The organism is Microlunatus sp. YIM B11417 (assembly GCF_059617205.1).
Window position 1 is genome coordinate 1 of the sequence record NZ_JCAMPJ010000002.1, and the last position, 19,408, is coordinate 19,408.

Genomic DNA, 19,408 nt, shown 5'->3' on the forward strand with positions numbered 1-19,408 from the left:
GGTGGGTGCGCGGACAACCATCCGGCCGCGATGGTCTGGGTGCCGCTGCCGCGGTACTGCGATGCGGCCTCCCGCCAGGCCCATCCACGTCCGCGCACCCACCCCCGGACCCCGACCGCCTTCTTGATCATGGCGAGCCTCTTCGGGGCCGTTGGAGAGCCGAGCGCCGGCCGGGTCTCCTCGACTGGGATGAACGAGCGGTGATCGAGTCACGATGGGGGAGGGGTCGCGAGGTGCGAGGGGAACGTGCACTGAGCTTGTCGAAGTGCCAGGCCAGATGGCGAACCACCGGCAGCGGGTGGCTGCCGGTGGTTCGTTTGGATCAGGCGATGGCTTGGAAGGTGTTCCAGCCGTGGCCGATGGCGGCTCGTTTGCCGAGGGCGGGCTTCCACGTGCCGGTGGCCCGGGAGTTGTTGGGGTAGTAGTACATGTCGCCCTTGGCGTCGACGGCGATGATGTCGGCGTGCTTGTCGCCGGAGAAGTCGGCGGCCTGGAGGTGTTTCATTGTCGACCAGCCGTGGCCGATCTGGGCGCGTTTGCCGAGGGCGGGCTTGAACTTGCCGGTGGCGTTGGAGTTGTTCGGGTAGTAGAACATGCCGCCCTTGGCGTCGACGGCGATGATGTCGGCGTACTTGTCGCCGGAGAAGTCGGCGGCTTGGACGAACTTCATGGTGTTCCAGCCATGCCCGATCACGACCGCCTTGCCGAGGGCGGGCTTCCACTTTCCGGTGATCTTGGAATTGTTCGGGTAGTAGAGGAGGTTGCCCTTGGCGTCGACGGCGATGAGATCGGCGTGGCCGTCGCCGGAGAAGTCGGCGGCCTGGACGAACTTCATGGTGTTCCAGCCGTGGCCGAGTTGGGTGCGCTTGCCGAGGGCGGGGCTCCACTTGCCGCTGGCGCGGGAGTTGTTGGGGTAGTAGAAGAGGTTGCCCTTGGCGTCGACGGCCAGGACGTCGGCGTGGCGGTCGCCGGAGAAGTCGGCCGACATGATGTGCGGGTAGCCGATCCAGCCGTGGCCGAGCGCGGCGCGCTTGCCGAGGGCGGGCTTGAACTTGCCGGTCGCGTTGCTGTTGTTGGGGTAGTAGAAGAGGTTGCCCTTGGCGTCGGCGCCGAGGATGTCGGAGTATCCGTCACCGGAGAAGTCGCCCACCGTGCCGGCCGGCTTCGGCGGGACCGGAGCGACGTTGTACTTGTACAGGTTGTACTTCTTCATGATCGAGATCAGCTTGTCGGCGTAGTCGGGATCGGTCGCCCAGCCACCCTTCTGCACCTCCCGGGCGAACTGGTCCGGGTTGTTCACGTACTTGAAGGCGGCCGCGTAGCGGGGCAGCGTGGACAGGATCCGGCCGTAGTCGCGCAGGCCGTCGGTGGTGCTCCGGTAGACCCGGAAGTACGCGTGCTCGGTATGACAGCCCGGCGTGCACTCCTCGGTCGGGTAGTCGTGGCAGCCGATCGCGATCGGACCATGATCACCACCGCTGCCGCACTTGATGCCGAAGTAGTTGTTGTCGTTCTTGGACAGCTTGCTGGCACCCCAGGCCGATTCCAGAGCCGACTGGGCCAGGGTCACCGATGCGGGGACCCGGAACTCCTTCTGGGTCGCCTGAGCGCCGGGTACGGTCTTCGCGAAGTACGACTGCGGGTCGGCCTGGGCCGCCGGTGCCGTGGCCAGCCCGGCCGCGACCAGTCCGGCAGCGGCCACGCCGACGGCCAGCACCGAACGGAACCGGCTCAAGATCTTTCGAGACTTCATGATCATTCCTTTCCGTGTCGGGAGCTCAGGCGATGGCCCGGAAGGTGTTCCAGCCGTGGCCGATCTCGGCCCGCTTGCCGAGGGCCGGCTTCCACTTGCCGGTCACTCGGGAGCTGTTCGGGTAGTAGTAGAGGCCGCCCTTGCTGTCGACGGCGATGATGTCGGCGTGCTTGTCGCCGGAGAAGTCGGCGGCCTGAAGATGCTTCATCGTCGACCAGCCGTGCCCGATCTGGGCGCGCTTTCCCAGGGCCGGCTTGAATTTGCCGGACGCGTTCGAATTGTTCGGGTAGTAGAACATCCCGCCCTTGCCGTCGACGGCGATCACGTCGGCGTACTTGTCGCCGGAGAAATCGGCGGCCTGGACGAACTTCATGCCGGCCCAGCCATGCCCGATCACGACGGCCTTGCCGAGGGCGGGCTTCCACTTTCCGGTGATCTTGGAATTGTTCGGGTAGTAGAGGAGGTTGCCCTTGGCGTCGACCGCCACGATGTCGGCGTGGCCGTCACCGGAGAAGTCGGCGGCCTGGACGAACTTCATGGTGCTCCAGCCGTGACCGAGCTGGGTGCGCTTGCCGAGGGCCGGCTTCCACTTCCCGGTCGCGTTGCTGTTGTTGGGGTAGTAGAACAGGTTGCCCTTGGCATCGACGGCGAGGACGTCGGCGTGCCGGTCGCCGGAGAAGTCGGCCGACATCACGTGTGGGAAGGTCGACCAGCCGTGGCCGATCTCGGCCCGCTTGCCGAGCGCCGGCTTGAACTTGCCGGAAGCGTTGCTGTTGTTCGGGTAGTAGAAGAGGTTGCCCTTGGCGTCGGCGCCGAGAACGTCGGAGAACCCGTCACCGGAGAAGTCACCCACCGTGCCGGTCGGCTTCGGCGGCGCCGGCGGCGCGTCGGACACCCCGGGCGGGGCGACGTAGCCGGAGATCAGGACGTTCCGGCCGCCGGCCCGGGCCGTGGTCGGATTGATGGTCCGCTTCTTCACGGCGTTGCTGTAGTTGCCGTCGATCGTGGTGATCGTGCCGTCCCGGTTCACCGAGTAGACCACCGACACGTGGCCGCCCGTGCCGGAGCCCGGCTCGCCGTACACGACGATGTCGCCGGGCAGCGGGTTGCCGCGCTGGCCGGCCGGGCGACGCTTGAACAGCCCCTTCGACACGCCCCACGAGCCGACCGCCGTCGCCACGTACGTCTTCCGCGGCGCACCGGCGACGCCGGACTTCTCCCAGACCCAGGTGGCGAACATGGCACACCAGTCCGCGCAGAGCGGGCCGTACGGCTGGCACTGGCTGCCCGGGGCCTGGTAGCCGACCTGGCGGTTCGCGGTCTCCGCGATGCCGGCGCGGGTGGCCGCCGCGTACGCCGGTCGTTCGGATCCGGTCAGGATCGGCGCGGCCACCGCACCGAAGAGTCCGAGCGCCAGCGCCACCACAACGGCGGCCAGGCGCAGACTGAGGGGCTCGCGTCGGGCGAGCGCATTCGTTGGCATCGCAGTCTCACTTCCTCGCGCAGTGACGACGAGGAAGCGTCATCCGTGACCCATCACCCCGTCGGCCGGCTCGATGCCGGTGGCACCGTTCTACGGGGCGAGACTCACCGGACTCTGACGCGACGCTGACGCGGCGATGTCCGAAACCCGGCGATCAGGACAGCTGCTCCCGCAGCCAGGCGATGTCGCCGGCCTGACCCTCCCGGCCGCCGGGCGTCTCCACGATCACCGGTGCGCCGGCCGTGGTCACCACGTGCAGCAGCGACTCGCCGGCGATCTCGCCCTCGGTGAAGTTGGCGTGCCGGTCGGCGCCGGAGTCGAACGGGTCGCGCGAGTTGTTGGCGTGCACCAGGTCGACCCGGCCGGTGATCGCCTTCACCCGGTCAACCACTCCGGCCAGGTCCTCGCCGCCGGCGTGCGCGTGGCAGGTGTCCAGGCAGAAGCCGACCCGGTCGCCGCCCTCGGCCTGCCCGATCGCGTCCCAGAGCCGGGCGATCCGGTCCAGCCGGCGGGCCATCGCGTTGTCACCGCCGGCGGTGTTCTCGATCAGGATCGGCACCGGCGCGTCCAGCCGCTCGATGCACTTGCGCCAGTTGTCGAAGCCGCCCTCCGGGTCGTCGTTCTTCAGCCCGTGGCCGCCGTGCACGATCACCCCGGCCGCGCCGACCTCGGCCGCCAGCGTGACCGTCTGTTGCAGCAGCTTCCGGCTCGGGATCCGGATCCGGTTGTTCGAGGTCGCGACGTTCAGCACATACGGCGCGTGCACGTACAACGTGATCTTCGCGGCCTCCGCCGCCTCCCGCAGCGCCGCGGCGCCGCCGGCATAGGCGACCGTCGGCGCCTTCCAGCCCTGCGGGTCGCCGAGGAAGAACTGCGCCAGGTTCGCCTGCCGGGCGACCGCCTCCGCGATCGGGTCCTCCTGGTCCCCATGGCCGCCGATGGCGAGGGTCTCTGCTGTCAGCGTGTCACTCACCCGGCCGACCCTAGCGACCGCCACCGACACCCGCTGGGCGGGCCGCCGACTCAGTCGAGGCCGGCCGGGAGCTTCCGCTCCGGACTCACGATCCTGATCTCCAACTCCTCGTCGGCGCAGGGCTCCTCGAAACGCCGGTCCGGCTGCTCGGCCCGGCCGGGCAGCAGGTGCAGGGCGGCCCGGAAGCCGGCGATCCGGGCGCGGTCCTGCCAGGCCGCCCGCTCCGACCGGCTCCACTGGTTCCAGTCCAGCACCGCGTCGGCACCGGCACCGAGCACCTGGCAGGCCGTGTCCCAGATCAGGTTCGTGCAGCGCTCGGCGAGCTCGCCGTAGCCCGGATCGTCGTCCGGTAACCGGTAGAGCTGCTGCATCCACTCGTCGAAGGTGAATCGGACCGCAGGATTGCTCCGCTCCAGCTCCCGGGCGAGGTCGGTGGTGCCGGAACCGTCGGGGCTCGCGAGCAGGTGGAGGGTCGGCGCCGTCGCCCGCCGAACCGGGTACTGCTTCATGATCATGATTCTGCACCCATCGGGCCGCCGGATCCGGCAGATCGGGGGATGTCGTTCAAGATCGCAACGAGGTCGGTACGAGCAGTTGGTTCAACCGCTCCGCGGCGGCGTCGACGGCCACCCGATCACCGGTCAGCAGAAGATCGAACAGCAGCCCGCGGGCGGCTCCCAGGGCGAGCCGGGCGGTCGCCGCACAGTCCTGCTCCGGTACGCCGAGCCGCCGGCACAGCTGCTCCAGCGGCGGCAGCCACGGATCGATCAGCCCGCGCCGCAGTGGCCGGGCGTGCTCCCGATCCTGCATCGCGTGCGCGCCGAGCTCGAAGAACAACCGGCCGTGCCGCTCGGCGGCCGCCGACACCGCCCGCCAGTAGTCGCGACCCTGCTCGAGCGTCGGCCGGTGGGGATCCATCACAGCGTCGAGCAGCTCCCGCTGCTGGCGTTCCACCTCCGCGACGACGGCGGCCAGCAGCCCGTCCCGCGACCCGAAGTGATAGATCACCATCCGGTGGCTGGTGCCGACCTCCTCGGCCAGCCGGCGCAGGCTGATGTCACCGATCCCGGCCCGGGACAGGTAGTCGACGGCGCGGTCCAACAGCGCCTGCCGACCGGTCACCGAGTGGCCTCGGACCGTTCCTTGAGGCCGGCCATCTCCATCGCGACGTAATTCCGGGCCAGCTTGCCGAGCAGCAGCCCGAACAGCCCCGACAGCGGGCCGGTCTGCTCGAAGCCCAGCTTCGCCCGGGATCCGGTCGCGGTCGGTTCGACGGAGTGGCGGCCGACGGTCGTCAACCCGGTCGAGTCCGCGGTCCAGTCGAACCGGCTGTTCTCGTCGAGCCGGCTCACCGTCCAGACCGCCTTGGGCAGCTTCGGCTGGACGACCTCGACGCGTGCCCCGACCCGGAGTTCGCCGTCGAGCAGGCGGAGCGACGTCATGGACGCCGTCCACTCGGGCCAGCGCTCCACGTCGGCGAGGATCGACCACACCACCGAGGCCGGTGCATCGATCGTGGTCTCTTGTTCCACCTTCATGTACCAAATGGTACACACGGCTGCGGTGTCGATTTCCGGGCGGCTCGGACGTGGTAGTGGTGAGACCCGACGAAGGGAGTACGGATGTACAGGGAGTCGTTCCCGATCCTCGCGGTGCCGGAGGTGGACCGGGCGCTGCGGTTCTACCGTGACCTGGTCGGAGCGGAGGTGACCTACCAGTTCCCGGACGAGGGACCGCCGGACTACGTCACCCTGGCGATCGGCGGGACGAAGCTCGGCATCGGCCGCGATCCCGAGGCGACCGAACCGTCCCGGCGGTTCGCCCTCTGGCTGTACGTGGACGACTGCGACGCCGCCGTTGATCAACTCAGGGCGGCCGGCGCGACGGTCGACGCCGAACCGGCCGATCAGCCCTGGGGCGAACGGACCGCGCAGGTCAGGGACTTCGACGGCAACGTCGTGCACCTCGGCGCGCGGCCGAACTGATCATGAACCCGCGACCCGCTGGATCGCGGCGGCTCCCTCGTCGGCCCACTCCTGGAAGATCGGCGCGGTGACGTCGGGGAAGAAGTCGTGCTGTGCCACCACGGCCCAGCGCAGGTGCAGGAAGTACGCGACGCCGTAGTCGGCCGGATCCACGTACGGGAATGGATCCGTGCCGGCCTCGGCGAGCAGCCAGACCAGGTCGATTCGGGCCGGCGCCACGGCCGGCGTGCCCCAGTCGATCACCCGGTAGCCGTCCTCGACGAGCAGGATGTGCTCCGGCTTCAGGTCCCGGTGCACCACCCGGGACTCGGTGGCGATCCTGTCGATCACCGGTGCCGAGGCAGCCCAGTCCGCGACGGTGCTGATCACGTCCGGTCCCGGCTCGCGGAACCGGCCGTCCTTGATCAACCGGCGCAGCTTGTCGAGGGTACGGTCCACCTCGGCCGTCCACCGCTCCGGCGACCCGACGTCCAGATAGACCGGAGGCCCACCGCCCAGCTGCGCGAGCCGATCAAGGACCGCCTCACCGTGCCGCAGCAGTTGATCATGATCGGCGGCGAGCCCGGCCAGGGACGGCGCGTCGATCCAGTCGACCACCAGGGTCGAGCAGCCGCCGAGGGTGCCGAGCGACCGGTGGCCCGGCAGCAGCGACGACCTCGCGGCGTCGTAGAACGCCGACTCGACCAGCGGCGGCAGCATCGACTTGTAGGCGTACCGCCGGCCGTCGGCGAGCTCGACCCGCTGGGTCAGCGAGAGCGGCCATTCGCGGACCGGTTCCCGTGCGACGAGCTCCCCGCCGAGCAGGGCGGCGAGCTCGTCGTCGCCGTGCGTGACCAGCGACCGCACCGGAGCGTCAGCGGTCACCGTCCGGCCGGGCGCCCGGCCCGCTCTTCCACCAGTCGCGAACCCGGTTCGCGGCGCTGCCGCTGACGCCGCTGACCACCGTGCCGGCCTTGTTGAGCACCTTGAACAGCGGATCGGCGGACGTCTCGAAGTCCTTCTTGTACGAGGCCGCGGCCGCCTTCACGTCCTCGCTCAGCGGGGCGTCCTTGTCCGCCGAGCGCCGCGGGTAGTTGCCGGCCAGCACGTCCTCGTAGCCGTCCTGGACCCACTTCTGCAGCTCGGCGGCCCGCAGCGCCGCCATCGGGTGGGTCAGGTCGGCGGTCTGCAGGATCTTCAGGAAGCTGTCCCGGATGTCGCCGCCGGACTCGTACTCCTTCGCCTGATCGAGGAACGCCGTGGTGTCCATCTCGTCAGGGTCCTTGGCTCCGGCCAGTGCGGCATGCACCCGCAGCGCCGCCTTCGGGTCCTGGCCGCAGAGCAGCCCGGCCCGGTCACAGGACAGCTCGGACTTCCGGAACCACTCGTTCAGCCCGAGGATGATCGCCCGCAGGCCCCAGACGCCGATCGGCATCCACTGGATCGAGTTCGCGACCGCGATCAGCTGCAGCAGCATCGTCCGGTAGAGCGCATGACCGGACAGCACGTGGCCGACCTCATGGCCGACGATGAACCGCAGCCCTTCATGATCAACGATGTCGAGCATGCCGGTGGTGATCACGATGATCGGCTTGTCCAGCCCGATCGCCATCGCGTTGGGCATCGGGTCACGCTGCACGTACAGTTCCGGCACCGGCTGCAGATCCAGCGTCGTGGCGCACTCGGTGAGCACCTGGTGCAGTTCCGGGAACTGACGCGGCGAGACCCGGATCGAGGTGGCCAGGAAGGCCAGCCGGACGCTGCGTTCGCCGATCGCTCCGGAGATCGCCTTGAGCACCTGGTCGAAGCCGGGGATCGCGCGCAGCGCCACCAGGGCGCCGCGGTCGGCGGGGTGTTCGTACGCGCGCGGGCTGAGATCCGGGAACCGGATGCGCCCCGGCCGCGAGGAGTCTTCGGTCATGGCACCGAGGGTAGTCCGCGGCGGAAGCAGCAGCGGGTGATCAGTGCGGGTCAAGGTCGACCCGGGCCACGAACCGGCGTTGCCACGGCGTCTCCACCGCACGCGGGTGATAGTGCCGCCGGGTCCACGCGACGGCGTCCGCGGCCGGCACCCCGCTGAGCCGGGCCAGGATCGCCACCGCGGTGCCGGTCCGACCGATCCCGCCGCCGCAGGCCAGCTCGACCCGGCGATCCGCACTTTGATCATGGACGCGGCGCAGCACCCGGATCGCCTCGGTCCTGGAGTGCGGCAGCCGGAAGTCCGGCCAGCGGATCCAGACCGACTCCCAGCCGTCCTCCGCATGCGGCTTGGCAGTCAGGTAGACCCCGAGCTGTGGCCGTTCCGGTCCCTCCGGGCGGCCGTGCCGGAGCCCGCGCCCGCGAACCCGGCGGCCGTCCGGCAACTCGACCAGTCCGCTCGTCCCGTCACTCCACGACTCCATGCGTCCAAGGATGGCGGAGGCCGGCGGCAACCCATTGACCGGCTCCGGTCCGGCGTTTAAGCTTAAATCACGAATTCCGCAGTGCGGAGTAGTGATGTTGCACAGCGGATTAACGGCATCTCATCGAGGGAGATGACGCCGATGTGGCAGGGTCATTCGACGCCCTGGCCCGGGGGACCTTCCCGGCGGCCGGCGTTCAGTCGCAAGGACTTCCTTTCGCTGGCGGGCCTGTCCGCCGGTGCGGCCGGCCTCGGCGGGTGCAGCTTCTTCTCGCTGGAGCCGGACCGCGGCGATGCCAAGGCCGGTCCCAAGGGAGCCGAGGCGCCGATGCTGGCCGAGCAGGTGGCCGCCGGGGCGCTGCCGCCGGTGGAACAGCGGCTGCCGCGGAATCCTCGGGTGATCGAGCCGCTCGATCAGATCGGGGTGTACGGCGGCGCGCTGCAGACGGTGCTGGAGAGCACCGACGCCAGCTGGCTCTGGATGACCGTCGTCCATGATCATCTGATCACCTGGGATCCCTTGTACAGCGAGATTCTGCCCAACATCGCGGAGGCGTACGAGGTGGAGCGGGACGGTGCGCTCTACGTCTTCCACCTGCGCGAGGGGATGCGCTGGTCCGACGGCGAGCCGCTGACCGCGGACGACCTGACCTGGTGGTACGAGAACGTCCTGCGCAACGAGAGCGTCACGCCGGTGGTGCCGCGGGCGCTCACCGCGAACGGGCAGCCGGTCCGGGTCAGCGCCACCGGTGACTGGGAGGTCCGGTTCGCGTTCGACAGCCCGAACTCCTTGTTCCTCGAGCAGATCGCGATCCACGGGCCGCCGTTCCGGCTGCTGCCGCGGCACTATCTGGAGCAGTTCCACGGCGGCCTCAACCCGGACCTGCCGGATGACTGGAGCCAGGACTTCCTGGCCAAGATCGACGAGCTGGAGAACATCGACCTGCCGGTGCTCAGCGGCTGGGTACCGCGCAACCCGCACGGCGACGGCGGCCGGCAGGTGTGGGAACGCAATCCCTACTACTGGAAGGTCGATCCGGACGGCAGTCAGCTGCCGTATCTCGATCAGGTGGTGTTCACCTTCTTCGCCGAGGAAGGCCCGCTGCTGCTCGCCGCCGCCAACGGCGACGTGGACCTCTATCAGCGGCAGGAGATCACGATCCCGAAGAACCGGCCGGTGCTCAGCGACGGCCAGGACCTCGGCGACTACGAGTTGATCAAGGTACGGGAGCCGAACCACAACACGGTCGGGATCTGCATCAACCTGACCCACCCGGACCCGGTCCGCCGGAAACTGTTCCAGAACAGGGACTTCCGGATCGGCCTGTCGCATGCGATCAACCGGCAGCAGATCATCGACCTGGTCTACCTGCGCCAGGGCCGGCCCTGGCAGACAGCACCGCGGCCCGAAGTGCCGTTCTACACCTCGGACGACTTCGGCACCCAGTACACCGAGTTCGATCTCGACCTGGCCCGTGACCACTTCGGCAAGGCCGGCCTCGCCGAGCGGGACGGCGAGGGCCGACTGCTCGGCCCGGACGGTCGGCCGATCGTGATCACCGTGCTGTGCCAGTCCCGCTACCCGGACCTGATCGACTGCATGGAGTTCGTCAAGCGGACCTGGGCCGAGGTCGGCATCGAACTGCGGATCGAGACCGCCAGCCCGGAGCTGGTCTCGACCCGGATGGACGCGAACGACTACGACTGCACGCTGGACAAGGGCGAGGTCGGCTATCTGGATCTGCTCGGCGATCCGCGCTGGCTGTTCGCCACCGGCGGCTCGTCGTACGCGCCGCTGTGGTCCCGCTGGTACGAGGGCGGCGAGCCGAACGAACCGCCGCCGGCAGCGATGCAACGGCAGATGTCGATCTATCGCGAACGGGTCGTCGGCACGGCCGACCGGGACGCCCAGTACGCGGCGATCAAGGAAGTGATCGAGATCGCCCGGGACGAGTTCTGGACGATGGGCCTCTCGTTGCCCGGCGAACCCTTCTGCGTCAGGACGAACCGGCTGCGCAACGTGCCGGGCGACGACCAGATGTGGATGTCCTTCAAGTGTCCGTACCCGGCGGTCACCAACATGACGACCTACTACCTGGAGTCATGATCATGCTCAGTTACGTGGTGCGCCGGCTGCTCTACATGATCCCGACTGTGTTCTTGATCAGCATCGTCGCGTTCCTGATCATCTCGCTGCCGCCGGGCGACTACCTGACCACCCTGATCGCGCAGATGCGGGCCCAGGGCGGCGAGGTCGACCAGGCCCGGATCGCCGCCCTGGAGCTGCGCTACGGCCTGGACTCGCCGATCTGGGTGCAGTACGGGAAGTGGATCGGCGGCATCCTGACCGGCGACTTCGGCGAGTCGTTCCAGCTGAACCGCCCGGTCACCACCGTGCTGGCGCAACGGCTGCCCCTGACGATCATGATCGCCCTCTGCACGTTGATCTTCACCTGGATCATCGCCCTGCCGGTCGGGCTCTACTCGGCGGTCCGGCAGTACAAGTTCGGCGACTACCTGGCCACCACGATCGGCTTCCTCGGCCTGGCCGTGCCGAACTTCCTGATCGCGCTGGTCCTGATGTATCTCGGCTACCGGTTCTTCGGGGCCAGCGTCGGCGGCCTGTTCTCGCCCGACTTCGCCGACGCCAACTGGAACCTGGGCCGGATCCTCGACCTGCTCGGACACCTCTGGGTGCCGGTCGTCGTGCTCGGCATGGCCGGCACCGCGGGACTGATCAGGATCCTGCGGGCCAACCTGCTGGACGAACTGCGCAAGCCGTACGTGATCGCGGCCCGGGCCCGTGGCATCCCGGAACGCAAGCTGATCTTGAAGTATCCGCTGCGGGTCGCTCTGAACCCGTTCATCTCGACGATCGGCTGGGTGCTGCCGGCGCTGGTCTCCGGCGAGGTGATCGTCGCCCAGGTGTTGTCGCTGCCGACCACCGGTCCGGTGCTGCTGAGTTCGCTGCTCAGCCAGGACATGTACCTGGCCGGCTCGATCATCCTGATCGTCTCGGTGCTCACGGTGATCGGAACGCTGCTGTCCGACTTCGCGCTGGCCTGGCTGGATCCGCGGATCCGGCTCCGGATCGGCGGGTGAGGTGATCATGACGACCCTCGCAGAACGCGAATCGGTGGACCAGCCCGCCGTGACCGGAAGCCGGGCCGACCTGTCGACCGCGGGTCAGGGCAGGCTCGTCTGGCGGGCGTTCCGGCGGCACAAGCTGGCCATGGTCGGAGCCGTGATCACGATCGTGTTCTATCTGGTCGCGCTGTTCGGCGAGTTCCTGGCGCCGTACAGCAGCGACGCGTTCAACGAGGCGTACCCGTATGCCCCGCCGCAGGTGGTCCAGTTCGTCGACGTCTCCGACGGCGGGATCCGGCTCGGGCCGTTCGTGAACGGCTACCGGTCCGAGATGGACCCGGAGTCGCTGAAGTTGATCTACTCGGTGGACCCGGACACCCGGATCCCGCTGCGGTTCTTCGACACGTCGGCGGAGGGCTACCGGCTGTGGGGCCTGTTTCCGGGCAACGTGCACCTGCTCGGTCCGGTCGACGACAGCCAGCCGATGTACCTGCTCGGCTCGGACCGGAACGGCCGTGACATGTTGTCCCGGATCATCCACGGCACCCGGGTGTCGATGACGATCGGCCTGGTCGGCGTCGCCATCGCGTTCCTGCTCGGGGTCGGGCTCGGCGGCATCTCCGGCTTCTTCGGCGGCCGGCTGGACACCGTCATCCAGCGGATCGTCGAGTTCTTCATGTCGGTGCCGACGCTGCCCCTGTGGCTCGGCCTGGCCGCCGCGGTGCCGGGCGACTGGGGCCCGTTGCAGCGCTACTTCGCGATCACCTCGATCCTGGCGATCTTCGCCTGGACCGAGCTGGCCCGGGTGACCCGCGGCCGGTTCCTGTCCTTGCGCGAGGAGGAGTTCGTCACCGCCGCCCGGCTGGACGGCAACCGGGCGCCGCGGATGATCTTCCGGCACCTGCTGCCGCTGTTCAGCAGCCACCTGATCGCGTCCTTGACCCTGTCGGTGCCGGCGATGATCTTGGCCGAGACCTCGCTGTCGTTCCTCGGCCTGGGCCTGCAGGCGCCGGTGGTCAGCTGGGGCGTGCTGCTCCAGGAGGCCCAGAACATCCGGGTGGTCGCCACCGCGCCCTGGCTGATGCTGCCCGGCCTGGCCGTGGTGCTCGCCGTGCTCTCGTTGAACTTCGTCGGGGACGGACTGCGGGATGCCGCCGATCCGTACAAGAACTGAAGGGGGCCCGATGGCCGACATCCTGCTCGAGATCGACCGGCTGCGGACCCACTTCTTCGTCGACGGCGGCGTGGTCCGCGCCGTGGACGGAGTGAGTCTCTCGGTGCCGGCCGGGAAGACGGTCTGTGTGGTCGGCGAGTCCGGTTGCGGCAAGAGCATCACAGCCAGATCCGTGCTGCGCCTGATCGAACGGCCGGGGAGCATCGTCGACGGCCGGATCCTGTTGTCCGGTGGCGATGCCGAGCCCGTCGACCTGGTCGCGCTGGATCCCGAGGGTGAACGACTGCGGGAGATTCGCGGCGGCGAGATCGCGATGGTGTTCCAGGAGCCGATGGCCTCGCTGTCGCCGATGTACACGGTCGGCAACCAGCTGGTGGAGGCGATCCGGGTGCACCTCGACCTGACCGAGGAGGAGGCCCGGAAACGGGGCGTGGAGCTGCTCGGCCGGGTCGGCATCCCGCGGCCGGAACGGATCATGGAGAGCTACCCGTTCCAGCTGTCCGGCGGGATGTGCCAGCGGGTGATGATCGCGATCGCGCTGTCCTGCCGGCCGCGACTGCTGATCGCCGACGAGCCGACCACCGCACTGGACGTCACCACCCAGGCCCGGATCCTCGACCTGCTGGCCGATCTCCAGGCCGAGACCGAGATGTCGATGATCTTCATCACCCACGACCTCGGCGTGGTCGCCGAGATCGCCGACGAGGTGGTGGTGATGTATCTCGGCACGGTGGTCGAGCAGGGGCCGGTCGACGACATCTTCCACGACCCGCAGCACCCGTACACCCGGGCGCTGCTCGCCTCGATCCCGCGGATGGGCCGCGGCGCCCGGGAGCGGTTGGCGACGATCCCGGGTCAGGTGCCACCGCCGCTGCAACGGCCGGCCGGCTGCCCCTTCCATCCGCGCTGTCCGGAGGCGATTCCGGGATTGTGCGACGCCGAGGACCCGCCGCAGGTCGAGCTCGGCGACCGGCGCCGGGCCCGCTGCGTCCTCCATGATCGAGAACGGCTGGACCGGCACCGGGTGGAGGTCGCGTCATGATCGACTCCGACGCCCTGCTGTCCGTCGAGGACCTGTCGATGCGGTTCCCGATCCGTGGCACCGGGCTGTTCGCGCGGACCACCGGGCACGTGCACGCGGTCAACGGGGTCAGCCTGGCGGTCCGGCCCGGTGAGGTGCTCGGCCTGGTCGGCGAGTCCGGCTGCGGCAAGACGACGCTCGGCCGGTGCATCGTCCGCAGCGAGCGGCCGACCGAGGGCCGGCTGCACTACCGCGGCCCGGACGGCCGGGTGGTCGACCTCGCCGCGCTGAACGCCCGCGAGCTGAGGCCGTACCAGAACCAGGTCCGGGTCGTCTTCCAGGATCCGTTCTCCTCCTTGAACCCGCGGATGACGATCTTGGAGATCGTGGGCGACCCGCTCCGCGTCGGCGGCATCGCCCGCGGGTCGGAGCTGGAGGAGCGGGTCGCGATCATGCTGCGCAAGGTCGGCCTGTCGCCGGGTCATCTGCGCCGCTACCCGCACGCCTTCTCCGGCGGCGAGCGGCAGCGGGTCAACATCGCCCGGGCCTTGATCACCGAGCCGCGGCTGGTGATCGCCGACGAGGCCGTCTCGGCGCTGGACGTGTCGGTCCGGGCGCAGGTGCTGAACCTGCTCCGCGACCTGCAGGAGGAGTTCGAACTGACCTACTTGTTCATCTCGCACGACATGTCGGTGGTGGAGAACCTCTGCGACCGGGTCGCCGTGATGTACCTGGGCAAGATCGTCGAGCTGGCCGACACCGCCGAGCTGTACTGCCAGCCACGGCATCCCTACACCCAGGCGCTGCTGTCGGCCGTGCCGCGGCCGGACCCGCGGCTGCGCGGCACCGGACGCCGGCACCGGCTGCCGGACAACTTCCCCGACCCGGCGAATCCACCGACCGGCTGCTTCTTCCACACCCGCTGCGAGTACGCCGACGACGCGGCGTGTGTGCAGCAGCGGCCGGAGCTGCGGGTCCTCGCCGGTGATCATCGAGCCGCCTGCCACCATACCGAGACGCTGACCCTGACCGGCGTCGACCAGACCGTGCCCTGAGTCGCCCCCCGAGCCGCCCACCACGCGCCCTGAGCCTGTCGAAGGGCCAAGCCCGATCCCCTGAAACCGAAGGAGTCCTGATCATGGAAACCCGTCCCACCCCGGTCGTCCTCGAGATCGACTCGGCGGTCGCCGGACCACCGGTCGACTGGGCCGGCGGGATCCTCGCCGGCCAGCTGGCCGAGCGCGGAGCGGAGTTGATCATCGCCGGCGAGGACCCGACGGTGACCGTGGTCGCCGCGGCTGATCACGGTCCGGAGGACTTCTCGTACGAGGCCGCTGACGGTCGCCTCACCATCCGGTCCGGCGCGGCCGTCGGCGCCTCGTACGCGCTGATCGGGCTGGCCGACCAGCTCGCCCTGGACGGTTCGCTGGCCGCGGCGATCGGCCGGCTGGACGGGCGGCGCGCCGCGGCTGCCGTACCGACGCGGGGGATCATGCGGTCCTTCTCCAGCGTCGACGAGGACCTGCCCTGGTTCCATGATCGACAGTTCTGGACCGACTATCTGGACTGGATCGCGCGCTGCCGGTTCAGCCGGTTCCACCTCGCCCTCGGCATGCAGTACAACTACGGCGCCGACCGGCACGGCGCGACCGACAACTACCTCTGCTTCGCCTACCCGTTCCTGTTCGACGTCGACGGCTGGGACGTCCGGGCGGAGGGAGTCCTGGCCGAGGAACAACGTGACAACCTCGAGGTGATCAAGTTCGTCGCGGCCGAAGCGACCCGACGCGGCCTGAAGTTCCAGCTCGGCCTGTGGAACCACGCCTACGACTACGGCCGCGACTCCGAACACCGGTTCCCGATCACCGGCCTCACCCCGGAGACCCACGCCGACTACTGTGCCGCCGCGATCACCCGGCTGGTCGCCGAGGTGCCCGAGCTGACCGGGTTCACCTTCCGGGTGCACTACGAGGGCGGCATTCATGATCATGGCCATGAGGCGTTCTGGGGCACGGTGTTCGACGCGCTGGCGGCGACGGGCCGCGAGCTCGAGGTCGACATGCACGCCAAGGGAGTCGATCAAGCTCTGCTGGACGCGGTCGATCAGCCCACGTTGCACCCGGTGCTGTCCGCGAAGTACTGGGCGGAGCACCAGGGGCTGCCGTACCACCAGACGACGATCCGCCGCCGGGAGGAGGCCAAGCCGGTGCCGCCGGGCAAGGAGATGACGGCGATCACCGAGTTCTCCCGCCGGTTCACCCGTTACGGGTACGGCGACTTCCTCAACGAAGATCGCCGGGCCGACCTGATCTTCCGGGTCTGGCCGGGCACCCAGAAGGTGCTGCTCTGGGGCGACCCGGCGCTCGCGGCCGGCTACGGGCGGCTGTCCACCTTCGCCGGCGCCCGCGGCGTCGACGTCTGCGAACCGCTGTTCTTCAAGGGACGCAAGGGATCCGGCCGGCCCGGCGGCCGCGAACTGTACGTCGATCCGGAACTCGAGCTCGGGTTGCGGGACTGGACCAAGTACAAGTACACCTATCTGCTCTGGGGCCGGCTGCTGCACAATCCGGACGCGCCGGCCGATGAATGGGCAGGCCACCTGCGCGAGACGTACGGGGACGCGGCCGACGCCGTGGCCGATGCGCTGGCGCCGCTCAGCCGGATCCTGCCGCTGATCACCGTCGTGCACGGCGTCGGCGGCTCCAACAACGGCTACTGGCCGGAGGTCTACACCAACCTGCCGATCACCGACGGCGTCCACCCCGGGCACTACCGCGACACCGACGACCCGCCGCGCTGGGGCACGGTCAGCCCGTTCGACCCGACCCAGTTCTACGTGATCGACCAGTACGCCGACGACCTGGCCACCGGGCGGCTGGACGGCCGGCACACCCCGGCCGAGGTGGCGGGCTGGCTCGACGGGATGGTCGACGCGGCGGCCGGGCCGCTGGAATCGCTGCGGTCCGTCGCCGACCCGTCGCCGCAGCTCCGCCGGGCCCTGGTCGACCTGGAGGTCCAGCACCGGCTGGGCCGCTACTTCGCCGCGAAGTTCCGCGCTGCCGCCGACTACGCGGTGTGGCGCCGGACCGGCAACGTCGGCTCGCTGCGTCGGGCCGTCGACCAGCACCGGGCCGCTCTGCGCGCCTACGCGGAGATCCTGCCGATCGTCGACGGCATCTACACGATCGACCTGCGCTTCGGCCCGGAGCGCAACGAGCACGGCCACTGGGCCGACCGGCTGCCGGCGCTGGAGCAGGACGTGATCTCGATGGAGGCCGAGCTCGCCGAGGCCACCGGCCCGGAACACATCACCGCCGACGAGTCGGCCCCGATCGAGCACCCGCTCCGGCCGGTCCGGACCGGGCTGCGGCACGACCCGCCGAAGACGTACGCCCGGGGCGAGGACCTGGTCATCGCCGTACAGGCCGATCCCGGCGTGACCGGCGTCCGGCTGAACTACCGGCACGTCAACCAGGCCGAGTCCTTCGAGAGCGTCGCCCTGGAGCCCGCGAACGGCGGCTACCAGGGCATCATCCCGGCCGGCTACACCGCGTCGACGTACCCGCTGATGTACTTCTTCACCGTCGACCACGGCGAAGCCGGCGTCACCGTCCACCCCGGCTTCGAGCCCGACCTGGCCAACCAGCCGTACCACCTGGTCACCAGCGACCAGTTCACCGGAGGCCCTCAAGCCCGCGCCGCCACCTGACCATCCCGAGTTCCGCAACCGCGACCGTTCCTCCGATCCGCGACCGTTGCACTGGTCGCGTTTGCGTGGAACGGTCGCGGATCGGGCCATGGAGCGGTTGTCCACAGTTGGCCGCAGCCCATGTCTCCTTTCCACAGATTTTCTGCGGCGGTGGCGACAGGGCGGTTGCGGTGGTGGGGTTCGAAGGGTGAGCGAGGTTGTGATGGCGCGGCAGTTGGCCGCGGAAGGGTTTCGGCCCTCGGAGATCGCACGGCTGGTCCGGCGGCGGGAGCTGATCCGGGTCCGGCGTGGTGGATACGTGACCGAGGTGCCTGACGATGAACGGGAGCAGCACCGACAGTTGATCGACGCGACGCTGCGACTGAGCAGCACCGATGTCGTCGTCAGTCACCTCTCGGCTGCGGCGCTGCACGGATTGCCGATCATGAGGAACACGCTGGATCGGGTCGAGTTGAGTCGGCCGGGCCGGTCGGGCGGCTACGTCAGAAAGTCTGTCCACCTGCACGCGGTACTGCTGACGGACGCGGATCGGGTGGTTCTCGACGGGCGTCCGGTGACGACACTGGCCCGCACCACCGTCGACGTGGCCCGCCGACTACCGGAGCGTCGCGGGGTGGCCGTGGCCGACGCTGCGCTCGCCTTCGGCATGACGGTCGAACAGGCCGCGGCCGCGGTCGGCAGGCTCGGCGGGTGCACCGGGATCGGCCGGGCTCGCCGGGTGCTGGACTTCGCCGACGGGCGGAGCGAGAGCGTGGGCGAGTCGGAAGGTCGGTTCGTCATGGCTGCGGCAGGTCTACCGCCGCCGACTCTGCAGTTCGAGGTGTACGACGAGCGTGGTGAGTTCGTCGCTCGGTGTGACTATGCCTGGCCGGAACAGCGGACCCTCGGCGAATTCGACGGTCTGATCAAGTACGGCCGGCTGCTGAGGCCGGGCGAGACGAGTTCTGACGTCATCGTGGCCGAGAAGCTCCGGGAGGACGCGCTGCGCGACCTCGGCTGGGAGGTCGTCCGGCTGATCTGGGACGACCTCTCCCGCCCCGCCAACCTCGCCGCACGCGTCCGCCGAGCGTTCGCCCGCGCCCGGACCTGACTTGACCGCCCACGGCCCAGCCCCGCATCCGCGACCGTTGCAGCGGTCGCGGACGGGAGCAGCGGTCGCGGACCGGGTGATCTGCACTTGCCGGTGGCCGGGTTTGCGCCGGCGCCGACGGACTTCGATCCGGGGGGATCTGCGACCGTTCCACCCATCCGCGACCGTTGCAGCGGTCGCGGATGCGAGCAACGGTCGCGGATCGGAGCGGGATCGGTGCGGGCCGGGTGGATTGGCGCCGAGCGGGGGCCGGCGGGTAGTCTGCGGGGTCGGTGTCGCTTCGGCGCCGCCGTGCGGGCTGCTCGCGGAACGAGCCGGCTCGCTGCATTCGCCCTCCTGCCACGGGGACGTCCCGTGGCCGCCGAGACCAGAGGAGGTGGAGTTCGCGCATGCGCAAGTACGAGATCATGGTCATCCTCGACCCCGATACTGAAGAGCGTTCCGTTCAGCCGACGCTCGAGCAGTACCTGAAGATCATCACCAACGGTGGCGGATCGGTCGAGAATCTTGACATCTGGGGCCGTCGCCGGCTGGCGTACGACATCCAGAAGAAGTCCGAAGGCATCTACGCGGTGATCGACCTGACCGCAGCCCCGGACGACGTGAAGGAACTGACCCGTCAGTTCTCGATCAACGAAACGGTCATGCGGACCAAGGTCATCCGGCCCGAGCTGCACTGACACGTCCGGGGGATTTGTCCACAGATTGCGGCCCGCAGGGGGTGTCGTTGTCAGTAGATGCTGGCACCCTAGG

General features: G+C 69.3%; 18 protein-coding genes. 9 read left to right on the forward strand and 9 right to left on the reverse strand.

Annotation, left to right across the window (positions count from 1 at the left end):
- Positions 1–322: 322 nt before the first annotated feature.
- The 6 genes from AC6CCG_RS10115 to AC6CCG_RS10140 form a co-directional block, all read right to left on the reverse strand.
- A complete protein-coding gene (locus tag AC6CCG_RS10115) occupies positions 323–1,753 on the reverse strand; it encodes a glucosaminidase domain-containing protein (protein ID WP_496654413.1) in 1,431 nt (476 codons plus the stop codon).
- Positions 1,754–1,778: 25 nt separating this feature from the next.
- On the reverse strand, positions 1,779–3,236 hold the full coding sequence (locus AC6CCG_RS10120) for an FG-GAP-like repeat-containing protein (RefSeq protein WP_496654414.1): 1,458 nt from the start codon (positions 3,234–3,236) through the stop codon (positions 1,779–1,781).
- Between the two features lie 154 nt (positions 3,237–3,390).
- Positions 3,391–4,209 (reverse strand): deoxyribonuclease IV, encoded by an 819-nt coding sequence (locus AC6CCG_RS10125; RefSeq protein ID WP_496654415.1) that lies wholly within the window; start codon positions 4,207–4,209, stop codon positions 3,391–3,393.
- 50 nt (positions 4,210–4,259) lie between these two features.
- Entirely contained in the window at positions 4,260–4,724 is a 465-nt protein-coding gene (locus AC6CCG_RS10130; RefSeq protein ID WP_496654416.1) for a P-loop nucleotide/nucleoside kinase family protein, read from the reverse strand.
- A gap of 49 nt (positions 4,725–4,773) precedes the next feature.
- Positions 4,774–5,331, reverse strand: a complete 558-nt coding sequence (locus AC6CCG_RS10135; RefSeq protein ID WP_496654417.1) for a TetR/AcrR family transcriptional regulator — start codon at positions 5,329–5,331, stop codon at positions 4,774–4,776.
- Entirely contained in the window at positions 5,328–5,747 is a 420-nt protein-coding gene (locus AC6CCG_RS10140) for an SRPBCC family protein (RefSeq protein WP_496654418.1), read from the reverse strand. The genes AC6CCG_RS10135 and AC6CCG_RS10140 overlap by 4 nt, the downstream gene beginning before the upstream one ends.
- Before the next feature lie 84 nt (positions 5,748–5,831).
- On the opposite strand from AC6CCG_RS10140, the gene AC6CCG_RS10145 reads away from it, so the two are divergent.
- The gene (locus AC6CCG_RS10145) at positions 5,832–6,194 is read left to right on the forward strand and encodes a VOC family protein (protein ID WP_496654419.1); all 363 of its coding nucleotides are present in this window, start codon (positions 5,832–5,834) and stop codon (positions 6,192–6,194) included.
- Here AC6CCG_RS10145 and AC6CCG_RS10150 read toward each other — a convergent pair whose 3' ends face one another.
- The 3 genes from AC6CCG_RS10150 to AC6CCG_RS10160 are packed head-to-tail and all read right to left on the reverse strand — an operon-like array spanning position 6,195 to position 8,575.
- Positions 6,195–7,058 (reverse strand): phosphotransferase, encoded by an 864-nt coding sequence (locus tag AC6CCG_RS10150; RefSeq protein ID WP_496654420.1) that lies wholly within the window; start codon positions 7,056–7,058, stop codon positions 6,195–6,197.
- Positions 7,048–8,094: a M48 family metallopeptidase gene (locus tag AC6CCG_RS10155; protein WP_496654421.1), complete on the reverse strand. Its 1,047-nt coding sequence runs from the start codon at positions 8,092–8,094 to the stop codon at positions 7,048–7,050. Before AC6CCG_RS10155 ends, AC6CCG_RS10150 begins: the two co-directional genes overlap by 11 nt.
- A gap of 40 nt (positions 8,095–8,134) precedes the next feature.
- Positions 8,135–8,575 (reverse strand): protein-tyrosine phosphatase family protein, encoded by a 441-nt coding sequence (locus AC6CCG_RS10160; RefSeq protein ID WP_496654422.1) that lies wholly within the window; start codon positions 8,573–8,575, stop codon positions 8,135–8,137.
- A 141-nt stretch (positions 8,576–8,716) separates the two neighbouring features.
- On the opposite strand from AC6CCG_RS10160, the gene AC6CCG_RS10165 reads away from it, so the two are divergent.
- The 8 genes from AC6CCG_RS10165 to rpsF all read left to right on the forward strand — a co-directional run bounded on the left by AC6CCG_RS10165 (position 8,717) and on the right by rpsF (position 19,335).
- Positions 8,717–10,681 carry an ABC transporter substrate-binding protein gene (locus AC6CCG_RS10165; RefSeq protein WP_496654423.1) on the forward strand — a complete coding sequence of 655 codons (1,965 nt, stop codon included), beginning with the start codon at positions 8,717–8,719 and terminating at the stop codon, positions 10,679–10,681.
- A complete protein-coding gene (locus AC6CCG_RS10170; protein ID WP_496654424.1) occupies positions 10,678–11,676 on the forward strand; it encodes an ABC transporter permease in 999 nt (332 codons plus the stop codon). The genes AC6CCG_RS10165 and AC6CCG_RS10170 overlap by 4 nt, the downstream gene beginning before the upstream one ends.
- Positions 11,677–11,683: 7 nt before the next feature.
- A complete protein-coding gene (locus AC6CCG_RS10175; RefSeq protein ID WP_496654425.1) occupies positions 11,684–12,835 on the forward strand; it encodes an ABC transporter permease in 1,152 nt (383 codons plus the stop codon).
- Between the two features lie 10 nt (positions 12,836–12,845).
- Complete coding sequence (locus AC6CCG_RS10180) at positions 12,846–13,877, forward strand: ABC transporter ATP-binding protein (protein ID WP_496654426.1); 1,032 nt, start codon at positions 12,846–12,848, stop codon at positions 13,875–13,877.
- The gene (locus tag AC6CCG_RS10185) at positions 13,874–14,911 is read left to right on the forward strand and encodes an ABC transporter ATP-binding protein (RefSeq protein ID WP_496654427.1); all 1,038 of its coding nucleotides are present in this window, start codon (positions 13,874–13,876) and stop codon (positions 14,909–14,911) included. Before AC6CCG_RS10180 ends, AC6CCG_RS10185 begins: the two co-directional genes overlap by 4 nt.
- 83 nt (positions 14,912–14,994) lie before the next feature.
- Entirely contained in the window at positions 14,995–17,565 is a 2,571-nt protein-coding gene (locus AC6CCG_RS10190) for a hypothetical protein (protein WP_496654428.1), read from the forward strand.
- Between the two features lie 187 nt (positions 17,566–17,752).
- The gene (locus AC6CCG_RS10195; protein WP_496654429.1) at positions 17,753–18,655 is read left to right on the forward strand and encodes a type IV toxin-antitoxin system AbiEi family antitoxin; all 903 of its coding nucleotides are present in this window, start codon (positions 17,753–17,755) and stop codon (positions 18,653–18,655) included.
- 389 nt (positions 18,656–19,044) lie between these two features.
- Positions 19,045–19,335: a 30S ribosomal protein S6 gene (gene rpsF, locus AC6CCG_RS10200; protein WP_496654430.1), complete on the forward strand. Its 291-nt coding sequence runs from the start codon at positions 19,045–19,047 to the stop codon at positions 19,333–19,335.
- The last annotated feature ends 73 nt before the right edge of the window (positions 19,336–19,408 follow it).

Excerpts from the sequence above, each read along its gene's own strand:
- AC6CCG_RS10115 (WP_496654413.1), bottom strand. The coding sequence starts at position 1,753 with ATGAAGTCTCGAAAGATCTTGAGCCGGTTCCGTTCGGTGCTGGCCGTC.
- AC6CCG_RS10120 (WP_496654414.1), bottom strand. The coding sequence starts at position 3,236 with ATGCCAACGAATGCGCTCGCCCGACGCGAGCCCCTCAGTCTGCGCCTG.
- AC6CCG_RS10130 (WP_496654416.1), bottom strand. The coding sequence starts at position 4,724 with ATGATCATGAAGCAGTACCCGGTTCGGCGGGCGACGGCGCCGACCCTC.
- AC6CCG_RS10140 (WP_496654418.1), bottom strand. The coding sequence starts at position 5,747 with ATGAAGGTGGAACAAGAGACCACGATCGATGCACCGGCCTCGGTGGTG.
- AC6CCG_RS10145 (WP_496654419.1), top strand. The coding sequence starts at position 5,832 with ATGTACAGGGAGTCGTTCCCGATCCTCGCGGTGCCGGAGGTGGACCGG.
- AC6CCG_RS10155 (WP_496654421.1), bottom strand. The coding sequence starts at position 8,094 with ATGACCGAAGACTCCTCGCGGCCGGGGCGCATCCGGTTCCCGGATCTC.
- AC6CCG_RS10160 (WP_496654422.1), bottom strand. The coding sequence starts at position 8,575 with ATGGAGTCGTGGAGTGACGGGACGAGCGGACTGGTCGAGTTGCCGGAC.
- AC6CCG_RS10165 (WP_496654423.1), top strand. The coding sequence starts at position 8,717 with ATGTGGCAGGGTCATTCGACGCCCTGGCCCGGGGGACCTTCCCGGCGG.
- AC6CCG_RS10170 (WP_496654424.1), top strand. The coding sequence starts at position 10,678 with ATGATCATGCTCAGTTACGTGGTGCGCCGGCTGCTCTACATGATCCCG.
- AC6CCG_RS10175 (WP_496654425.1), top strand. The coding sequence starts at position 11,684 with ATGACGACCCTCGCAGAACGCGAATCGGTGGACCAGCCCGCCGTGACC.
- AC6CCG_RS10180 (WP_496654426.1), top strand. The coding sequence starts at position 12,846 with ATGGCCGACATCCTGCTCGAGATCGACCGGCTGCGGACCCACTTCTTC.
- AC6CCG_RS10185 (WP_496654427.1), top strand. The coding sequence starts at position 13,874 with ATGATCGACTCCGACGCCCTGCTGTCCGTCGAGGACCTGTCGATGCGG.
- AC6CCG_RS10190 (WP_496654428.1), top strand. The coding sequence starts at position 14,995 with ATGGAAACCCGTCCCACCCCGGTCGTCCTCGAGATCGACTCGGCGGTC.
- rpsF (WP_496654430.1), top strand. The coding sequence starts at position 19,045 with ATGCGCAAGTACGAGATCATGGTCATCCTCGACCCCGATACTGAAGAG.